The 8,203-nt window shown below is 72.2% G+C and carries 8 protein-coding genes and 1 pseudogene; 4 read left to right on the forward strand and 5 right to left on the reverse strand.

Features of this window, described 5'->3' with window-relative positions:
- Both ACFU99_RS24160 and ACFU99_RS24165 read right to left on the reverse strand, forming a co-directional pair.
- Positions 1-419 (reverse strand): annotated as a pseudogene (locus ACFU99_RS24160) (ABC transporter permease); the annotation flags it as partial.
- A complete protein-coding gene (locus ACFU99_RS24165) occupies positions 413-1,312 on the reverse strand; it encodes an ABC transporter ATP-binding protein (RefSeq protein WP_384395261.1) in 900 nt (299 codons plus the stop codon). The pseudogene ACFU99_RS24160 and the gene ACFU99_RS24165, both read right to left, overlap by 7 nt.
- 139 nt (positions 1,313-1,451) lie before the next feature.
- Here ACFU99_RS24165 and ACFU99_RS24170 point away from each other — a divergent pair, with 139 nt between their 5' ends.
- On the forward strand, positions 1,452-2,783 hold the full coding sequence (locus ACFU99_RS24170; RefSeq protein ID WP_384395262.1) for a sensor histidine kinase: 1,332 nt from the start codon (positions 1,452-1,454) through the stop codon (positions 2,781-2,783).
- Here the strand turns inward: ACFU99_RS24170 and ACFU99_RS24175 are convergent.
- Positions 2,770-3,465 carry a TetR/AcrR family transcriptional regulator gene (locus ACFU99_RS24175; RefSeq protein ID WP_384395263.1) on the reverse strand — a complete coding sequence of 232 codons (696 nt, stop codon included), beginning with the start codon at positions 3,463-3,465 and terminating at the stop codon, positions 2,770-2,772. The two genes, ACFU99_RS24170 and ACFU99_RS24175, sit on opposite strands and share 14 nt — an antisense overlap.
- Before the next feature lie 100 nt (positions 3,466-3,565).
- Between ACFU99_RS24175 and ACFU99_RS24180 the strand changes: the two genes are divergently transcribed.
- Complete coding sequence (locus ACFU99_RS24180) at positions 3,566-4,540, forward strand: zinc-dependent alcohol dehydrogenase family protein (protein WP_384395264.1); 975 nt, start codon at positions 3,566-3,568, stop codon at positions 4,538-4,540.
- A gap of 257 nt (positions 4,541-4,797) precedes the next feature.
- Here ACFU99_RS24180 and ACFU99_RS24185 read toward each other — a convergent pair whose 3' ends face one another.
- Both ACFU99_RS24185 and ACFU99_RS24190 read right to left on the reverse strand, forming a co-directional pair.
- Complete coding sequence (locus tag ACFU99_RS24185) at positions 4,798-5,448, reverse strand: LuxR C-terminal-related transcriptional regulator (protein WP_384395269.1); 651 nt, start codon at positions 5,446-5,448, stop codon at positions 4,798-4,800.
- Positions 5,449-5,579: 131 nt separating this feature from the next.
- Positions 5,580-6,980, reverse strand: a complete 1,401-nt coding sequence (locus ACFU99_RS24190; protein ID WP_384395265.1) for a selenium-binding protein SBP56-related protein — start codon at positions 6,978-6,980, stop codon at positions 5,580-5,582.
- A 427-nt stretch (positions 6,981-7,407) separates the two neighbouring features.
- Here ACFU99_RS24190 and ACFU99_RS24195 point away from each other — a divergent pair, with 427 nt between their 5' ends.
- Together ACFU99_RS24195 and ACFU99_RS24200 are read left to right on the forward strand one after the other, a co-directional pair.
- Complete coding sequence (locus ACFU99_RS24195; protein ID WP_384395267.1) at positions 7,408-7,761, forward strand: hypothetical protein; 354 nt, start codon at positions 7,408-7,410, stop codon at positions 7,759-7,761.
- Positions 7,762-7,942: 181 nt separating this feature from the next.
- The coding region (locus tag ACFU99_RS24200) for a hypothetical protein (RefSeq protein ID WP_363225051.1) at positions 7,943-8,203 on the forward strand (261 nt) is incomplete at its 3' end.

Consider the following 8,203-nt stretch of genomic DNA (forward strand, 5'->3'; position numbering starts at 1 on the left):
AGCCGGTACGGGGCGAGGGCCGCCGACGGCCAGCCGTGACCGACCTGCCGATCGGGGCCGCCCGCGAGCTGAACGGGGAAGCTGCGGTCCAGCACGGTGCGCCCGCCGGATGCTGCACGGGCCTTCGCCACCAGCGCGTCCGACAGGCCGCGCGGCTCCTCCAGGGGCTCCTTGTCCTGGCCGCCCCAGGGGTCGGGCACGGTGAGGTCGGGCTCGCCCCGTACGACCACGGGGGCGGCGGCGAACCGGCCGGGCCCGCGGTCTGGCCCATGGTCGGGACCTCGGCCCGGGTCGGTGACGGTCGCGGCGAGTACGAGCCCCATGGTGGACAGCAGCGCCACCCCGAGCATGAGCGCGACGAAGGGTCCGACGAAGGCGCCCCATCTGTGGCGCAGGGTGTGCCGGGCGAGGTTCAGCATTGCGCCGTTTTCGCGTGGGGCGTCCGGTCCGTGGGCGTCAAACGGCTCACCTCGGCCGTCCTGTCCGTATGCGCCATACGGTCCACCTCGGCCGTCCGGTCCGTACGCGCCATCCGGTCCACCTCGGCCGTCCGGTCCATGCGGGTCATCCGGGCCGCTACCTCCGCGGCCGTCGGGGCTTCGAGGCGGCCCGCTATGCGGCCGTCCTCCAGGAAGATCACTTGGTGCGCGTACGAGGCGGCCACCGGGTCGTGTGTGACCATCACGATGGTCAGCCCGTCATCGACCATGTCCCGCAGCATCGCGAGGAATTCGCGGGAATTGCCGGCGTCCAGCGCGCCGGTGGGCTCGTCGGCGAAGAGCACCTGCGGGTCGACGATCAGGGCGCGGGCGATGGCCACGCGCTGCTGCTGGCCGCCGGAGAGTTCGCCGGGGCGGTGCCGGGCGCGGTCGCCGAGCCCGACCGCCGTCAGTACGTCCTCGATCTCGGTGCCGGTGGGCCTGCGGCCGGCCAGCCGCAGCGGGAGGGAGACGTTCTGCTCGGCGGTGAGGGAGGGGAGGAGGTTGAAGGACTGGAACACGAAGCCGATGCGGTCGCGGCGGAGCAGGGTCAGCGCGGTCTCGTTCAGCCCGGTCAGGTCCGTACCGGCGAGGACGACCCGGCCGCCGGTGGGCCGGTCGAGTCCGGCCGCGCATTGCAGCAGCGTCGACTTGCCCGATCCGGAGGGGCCCATGACGGCGGTGAAGGACCCTTTGGGGATGGCGAGGGTCACGTTGTCGAGGGCGGTGACCGTGTTCGGCTCGGTGCCGTAACTCCTCGACACGGAGAAGAGCTGCACCGGTTCGTTGGCGTTCTCGGTGTCCTTGGTGTTTTTGGAGTCCTTGGCGTCCATGCGTATCAGGAAACCGGCGGCGGGCCGGTCGCCGCACTACCGCAGGGACGAGTCTTGGGGGTATGGCAGGCACTACTGGGCTGCGTTACGGGGGCAGGACCGCAGGACGCCGTACGCGGCCGTCCGTATCGTTTCGGCAATGGGGCGGGAGCAGGGGGCGGAGGCGGCCGGCGCGCGGGACGGGCGGCCGGGGGTGTGGCGGGCGCTGCGCCGCCGGGGCTATCTGTGCTCGCGGTGGCCGTGGCGGTCGGCCGCGTACCTGGCGACGGGCGCGGTGTGCGGCGCTGGCGCGTTCGGGCTGCTCGTAGCCCTCATCCTGGTCGGAACGGTGCTGTCCGTGCTGCTCATCGGCGTTCCGCTGCTCGCCGCGATCTGCCTGGCCGGGGTGCCGATGGGGGCGGTGGAACGGCACCGGGTCCGGCTCCTCGGCGGCGCGGCCGTACGCGACCCGCACCCGGCGGTCGACCGCCCCGGCTTCGTGGCGTGGGCCCGTACCCGGCTCGGCGAACCCGTCACCTGGCGGGAGTTGGGCTACCTCTTCGTCTTCTGCCTGCTGCTGTGGCCCGTGGACCTGGCGGCCCTGGGCCTCGGCCTGCTGCTGCCCGTAGGCGTGCTGTACGAGGCGGGAACGGTGGCGGCGGGCGTCAACGGGCAGGTGCAGCTGCTGCCGGGCTGGGACATCGCCTCCCTCCCGCAGGCGGCGGCGACCGGGCTCCTCGGGCTGGTGTGGCTGCCCGCCGGGGGCTATCTGATGGGCGTGGTGGCGGGGGGCCGCGCGGCGCTGACGCGGATGGTGCTGGGGCGGCGGGAAGCGGAGTTCTCGCAGCGGCTGCTGGAGGTCAGCCGGTCGCGGGCGCGGCTGGTGGACGCCTTCGAGGCGGAGCGCCGCCGCATCGAACGCGACCTGCACGACGGGGCGCAGCAACGGCTCGTGGCGCTCACGATGCTGCTGGGGCTGGCCGGGATGTCCGAGGGCGAGGAGGCGGCCGGGCTGATCGCGAAGGCCCAGGACCAGGCGGGCCTGGCCCTGGAGGAACTGCGCGAACTGATCCAGGGCATCCACCCGCAGGTGCTCACCGACCGGGGCCTGCCGAGCGCGGTGCACGACGTGGCGGACCGGTCGGCGGTCCCCGTGGACGTCGAATTCGCCCTGCCGGGGCGGCTTCCGGAGGCGGTGGAGTCCACCGCGTACTTCGCGGTCTGCGAGGCGCTGGCGAATGTCGCCAAGCACAGCGGGGCGCGGCGGGCGGAGGTGCGCGGGGAGCTCGCGGGCGACTGCCTGGTGGTGCGGATCCGCGACGACGGGAGGGGCGGCGCGGATACGGACAAGGGCACGGGGCTGCTGGGGCTGGCGGACCGGCTGGCGGTGCTGGACGGCCGGCTGCTGATCTCCAGCCCGGCGGGCGGGCCGACGCTCGTACGGGTGGAGATACCGGCGGGGGTAACTGCCGTCGACTCTACGGGTTCTTGAGCAGCGCCGCTGACAGACGGGGGGCGGGCGGGAGCGGTGGGTGCTTCTCATCGGGGGCCTGGAACGACTGGATCATGAGGGCGGCGAAGCGCCGGGAGGCCGCGACCTGGTCGACTTCCGGCAGGGCTCGCATCCCCCTGTTGGCCACGAGTACGAGCAGCAGATCGTCCAGCACGAAGTCGGGGCGGAGCCGGCCGGACTCCTTGGCGCGGCGCGCCAGTTGGGCGATCGCGTTGAGGGCGTACGCGCGGGTCGCCGCGAACTCCGGTGAGCAGGGGAAGACCGACATGAAGGCTTCGGTGAACCCGTGGTTGTGCGCGTTCACCTCGCAGACCTTCTCGATGACGAGGCAGAGGCCGCGCCAGGGGTCGGGGTCGGCGCACCCTTCGTCGACGATGGCGAGGCACGTGCGCCGCTCTTTCGCGAAGGCCTCGTCGATCAGCGTCTGCTTGGTGGGAAACCGCCGGTAGAGCGTGGCGGGCCCGACTTCGGCGCGCCGGGCGACCTCGCGCATGGACACGTTCAGCCCGTCGGCGGCGAAGAGCGCGCGGGCGGCGACGAGGATGCGTTCGCGGTTGTCCTGGGCGTCGGAGCGGAGCGAAGACCGGGCGGCCTGGGTCTGCGGGGGCTGCTGAGCCTGCGGGGGCTGCGGGGGCTGCTTCTGATGCAAACGGTCGGGCATCTTTCTCACTTTAGCGAAGTGGACGGGGGCGTCCGTTAGCGTCCGAAACAGAGACGCAGAGCAGTAGGGCGGATGCGCGAGGCTTGGAGCGGAGAAGCTCATGAAGGCAGTGGTGATCCAGAAGTACGGGCCCCCCGACGGCATGGCCGTCGTGGACCTGCCCGACCCGGAACCCGCCGACGGACAGGTGCTGATCGCCGCCGAGGCGGTCGGCGTGGGTGGCGTGGACACCGTGATCCGGAGCGGTGCGCTGGCCGCCTTCGGTTTCAAGGAGGGCCATGTCCCCGGCGGGGAGGTGGCGGGGACCGTGACGGCGGTCGGCGACGGCGTCGACACCTCGTGGATCGGCCGCCGCGTATGGGCGTTCACGGGAATGGGCGGAGCCTACGCCGAACTGGCGGCCGTACCGGTCGAGGAGGTCATCGCCCTGCCGGACGCCTTGTCCGCCGTCGACGCGGCGACCCTGGGCAACTCCGGCATGACGGCCCACTTCGCCCTGGCCCAGACCCATTTCGCCCCCGGCGAGACCCTGCTGATCCGCGGGGCGGGCGGCAGCCTGGGGACCATGCTGGTCCAACTCGCGGCGCGGCAGGGCGCGGGCGCGATCGCGGTGACGACCTCGTCCCCGGAACGGGGGGCCAGGCTGCGCGAGCTGGGCGCGACGCATGTGCTGGACAGGGCGGGGGAGGTCGGGGAGGGCTCTGACGACTCGGCTCCCGCGGGCTACGACGTGATCATCGACGTCATCGCGGGCCGGGACATGCCGTCCTTCATCGACAAGCTCAATGTGAACGGCCGCATGTCAGCCATCGGCATCGTCGCGGGCCCCCCGCCGGCGGACTTCGGCACAAAGCTGATCGAGTCCTTCCGCCGCTCCCTGACCTTCTCCACCTTCAGCGCCGACACGGTCCCGGCCGACTCGCGCCGCGCGGCCCGGGTGGAGCAGTTCGCCGCGGCTACGAGGGGCGAGCTGCTGCCGGTGGTGCATGAGGTACTGCCGCTGGAGGAAGCGGTATTGGCACACCAGAAGATGGACGCGGGGGAGGTGTTCGGGAGGGTTGTGTTGAGGGTTTAGGGGGAGCAAAAGCCCCCACCCCCTCACCAGCAGTGTTGCCCCCTCCCGGCCGCGCTCCACACCCCGCCCGAACGTGGTTCGACACCGCCACCGCGCGGGTCGGCCTCGGCTACGCGCAGACGCTGCTCGTCGTGTGGATCGCCGAACTGCCGCTGGGCATCTTGCTGTGGATCGCCGCCTGGCGGGTCGCCGGCCGGGCCCAACGCCGGGTCCAACACCGGCCCCGCACCGAGCACGAGCAGAAGCCGCCTTCAGTCTCAGTCGCGCAGATACGCCAGTACGGCCAGCACCCGCCGGTGTCCGTCCGCCGTCGGGGGCAGGTCCAGCTTCATGAAGATGCTGTTGATGTGCTTGCTGACGGCTGCCTCGCTCACGACGAGGGTGCGGGCGATCGTCGCGTTGGAGCGGCCCTCGGCGATGAGCGCCAGGACCTCGCGTTCGCGTGCCGTGAGCCGTTCCAGGGGGTCGCGGCGGTGGCTGAGCAACTGGCGTACGACCGCGGGGTCCACCACCGTGCCGCCGTCCGCGACCCGGTGCAGCGCGTCGACGAACTCCTCGACCTTGCCTATCCGCTCCTTGAGCAGATAGCCGACGGCCACCCCGTCCGAGGAGTCGAGCAGTTCGGACGCGTAGGTGCGCTGGATGTACTGGCTGAGCACCAGCACAGGCAGCACGGGCCGCCCCGGCAGCCCCGGCGCTGCGCGGCGCAGGTCGAGTGCCGCCCGTAGCCCCTCGTCGGTCTGGGTCGGCGGCATCCGTACGTCCGTCACCACGATGTCCGGGCGCGTCTCGGCGACGGCCGACAGCAGCGAGTCCGCGTCGCCGACGGCCGCGGCCACCTCGTGGCCGAAGCGCGTGAGCACCCCGGTGAGCCCCTCGCGGAGCAGCGGGTTGTCCTCGGCGATCACCGCCCGGAGAGATCGCGTCACGTGTCGCTGCCTTCGCTGAGTGCGTACCGGATTCGATGCGGACTCAGACTAGTTCACTGGTTCACCGGAGGTTCCCGGCCCGCTCCCCGCCCGCTCATGGGCAGCCCTGATCACGGATAGCAGTACGAGTCCGACGAGGCGTCTCCGCCCTCCAAGTGCGTCTGGTGGACGCGCAGCCCGCGGAACTCCTCGCCGTGCGGGAAGAACCGTTCGTCGACGCGGAGCCCGCCGCCGGCGGTCCCGGTGTCGGCGTCGAGTTTGATGAGCCAGGGGTCGACGCCGTCCGGGTAGAACTGGTCGTCCCAGGAGCCGTAGAGGGAGTTCGTGAGGTACACGCGGCGGCCGTCGCGGCTGAGTTCGACCATTTGGGGGCCGCCGGTGAGCGGGACGTCCGGGGCGCTGGGGTGCGGGCGGCGGGCGGTGATGCCGCCGAGGCGTACGGACGCGGTGCGGCGTGGGCGGAAGGGGTCGCTGACGTCGAACTGGAGGAGTTCGCCCGTACCCCACGCCGATACGTACAGCCAGCGGTCGTCGACCGACAGGTTGATGTCGGTGATGAGCGGCGGCACCGCGCCGAACGGCTGGAGGGCCGGCGGCAGATCCTCCGTCTTGGCCGGTTCGGCGGGCAGGGTGATGACCTTGCTCGCGGTGTACTCCCCGTCCTCGCGGTGCCACAGCCACACGGACGCCGACAGGTCCGCGACGCTCACGACGACGCCCGCGAACCCCCAGGTGGCGCGCGGGTCGTGGGCGGGGCGCAGCTCCAGCACCATCTGGTGTTCGTCGCCCAGGTCCACCCGGCGGCGGTGGCGGCCGGTGTCGAGGTCCCAGAAGTGCAGGGCGTGCCCGTAGCCGCGGCCGAGCAGCAGGTCCGGGTCCACGCCGTTCTCGATCATCGAGGGGGTGCCCCACTCGCTGGTCACGGCGGTGTTGTGGGCGAGGTGCCACCACACGTCGTACGCGAGGCGCTGCGGCCCCCGGTCGCTCTCCCAGGCGCGCCGCACCTCGAACGTCTCGTGGTCCAGCAGCGCGACGCCGCCCGGCCCGTCCGCGCCGTCCGCGCCGCCCAGGCAGGAGAGGAAGACGCCGTCGGGTCCGCAGTGCAACGTGTGCGGTCGCGAATAGCCGGCCCTGGCCGCGAGTTCCTCGGTCTCGACGACCTTCACCAGGCGCGGCCGGGCCGGGTCCGGGTGGGTGTCGAAGACGTGCAGCCGCGAGGAGCGCAGGCCCGGCGCGAGCAAGTAGCGCCGTTCGGGGGAGTGGTGGCCCTCGTGGGCGAGCGCGCTGGAGCAGGCGTTCCAGCCGAAGTGGTGCAGTTCGTCGCCGAGTCCGGGCACCTCGGTCATGTGCGTGACCCGGCCGTACGAGGCCGAATCGGGGTCGGTGTCCAGGACGAACAGCGCGTCCGGGCGGCGGGCCGAGCGGTCGAACCCGACGACGTACGCGAGCTTTTCGGGCGGCCCGGCCACGGCGTCCGCCGGGGTCCGGTAGAGGGTGCGGTCGGTGGTCATGCCGGGTCTCCTCGGTCCGTACGAGATCGGACCGTACGGGGGCGGTCCGTACGCGAAGTGGTGTGCCGTACGAGAAGGGACGTGCCGTACGAGAAGGGGCGTGCCGTGCCTGGTTTCAGGACGGAGCGTCGCACACGGGGTATCGGCTGCCAAGTGGGCGACATACGGCCGGAAGCCTGCGAACAGGGGGCGGAGAGCGGCTGATTCGGCCGGGTCACGAGGGTCGGCCCGCGCGGGGGGTGCGCGTTCCGCGCTCATAATGGACGCGCTCCGAGCACCGGCTGTCGCGGTGCGGACTTCGGGGCCTGTACACCACGAATGAGATGTGAGGACGCCAGTGAACACGGTACGACGGTGCGATGAGGGTCGGAACGAGGCCCGCATACCGGCTGCGGCGCCTGCCGGGCGGCGGGGCCGGGCGGTCGCGGTGCTGGCGTTGCTGATCGGCGCGCTGGTGGCGGGCGCCCCCGCCGCCGCCTCGGCCGCGCCGGTCGATCAGGTCCTGACCGTATCCGCGCGGCAGGCGGTGGCCGCCGACGACGCGCGTTCCGCCGCCGCTCCCGCTGCTCAGGCGGGGCGCGTCACGGCGGCGTCGGAGGGCCGGCAGACCCTGGCCGCCGACTCCTCCGCGGAGAAGCCCAAGAAGAAGAAGGCCGGGTTCTTCAAGAAGCTCGGCATCTTCCTGCTGGTGCTGGTGATCGTCATCATCCTCGTGGTGGTGCTGGTGATCTGGCTGATCGTGCGCGCGGTGCGGCGGATGTTCAGCCGTCGGCGCGACTGATCGAGCGATCCAGCGATCCAGCGATCCAGTGATCGGGCGATCGGGCGGCCGTCGAGCGGAAGAAATTCAGCCTAGTTTCTCACTTGCGCAATTATTGAAGCGTAGGCTTCGCAGTGCGCGGTCCGCGGGAGCCGAGTCGAGCCGAGCGGTAGCAGCCGTAAACGACGGGTGGGAGATCACGATGGTGTGGGAGACGGCGGTGCTGGACGGACCGGCCGACGCTTCGGCCTGGGAGACGGCCGTGCTGCGGGGCGGCCCGGCCGACGGCACCCGCATCCAGGTCGCCGGGCGGCCGAGCGTCGTCCAGGTGGTCCGGCAGTGCCCGGCCGAGCAGGACGGCGACGCGCCGGACGCGTGGCGCGTGCAGGCCCTGTACGTCTACCGCCGCGACCACCGCGGCGGCGACGGCTTCCCGCACTACGGCTTCGACCCGGCGAGCCCC

Origin of the sequence: Streptomyces sp. NPDC057654 (assembly GCF_042800135.1) — a bacterium.
Taxonomy (GTDB): Bacteria; Actinomycetota; Actinomycetes; order Streptomycetales; family Streptomycetaceae; genus Streptomyces.

Coding starts and splice junctions, on each gene's coding strand:
- ACFU99_RS24165 (WP_384395261.1), bottom strand. CDS start 1,312: ATGGACGCCAAGGACTCCAAAAACACCAAGGACACCGAGAACGCCAAC.
- ACFU99_RS24170 (WP_384395262.1), top strand. CDS start 1,452: ATGGGGCGGGAGCAGGGGGCGGAGGCGGCCGGCGCGCGGGACGGGCGG.
- ACFU99_RS24175 (WP_384395263.1), bottom strand. CDS start 3,465: ATGCCCGACCGTTTGCATCAGAAGCAGCCCCCGCAGCCCCCGCAGGCT.
- ACFU99_RS24180 (WP_384395264.1), top strand. CDS start 3,566: ATGAAGGCAGTGGTGATCCAGAAGTACGGGCCCCCCGACGGCATGGCC.
- ACFU99_RS24190 (WP_384395265.1), bottom strand. CDS start 6,980: ATGACCACCGACCGCACCCTCTACCGGACCCCGGCGGACGCCGTGGCC.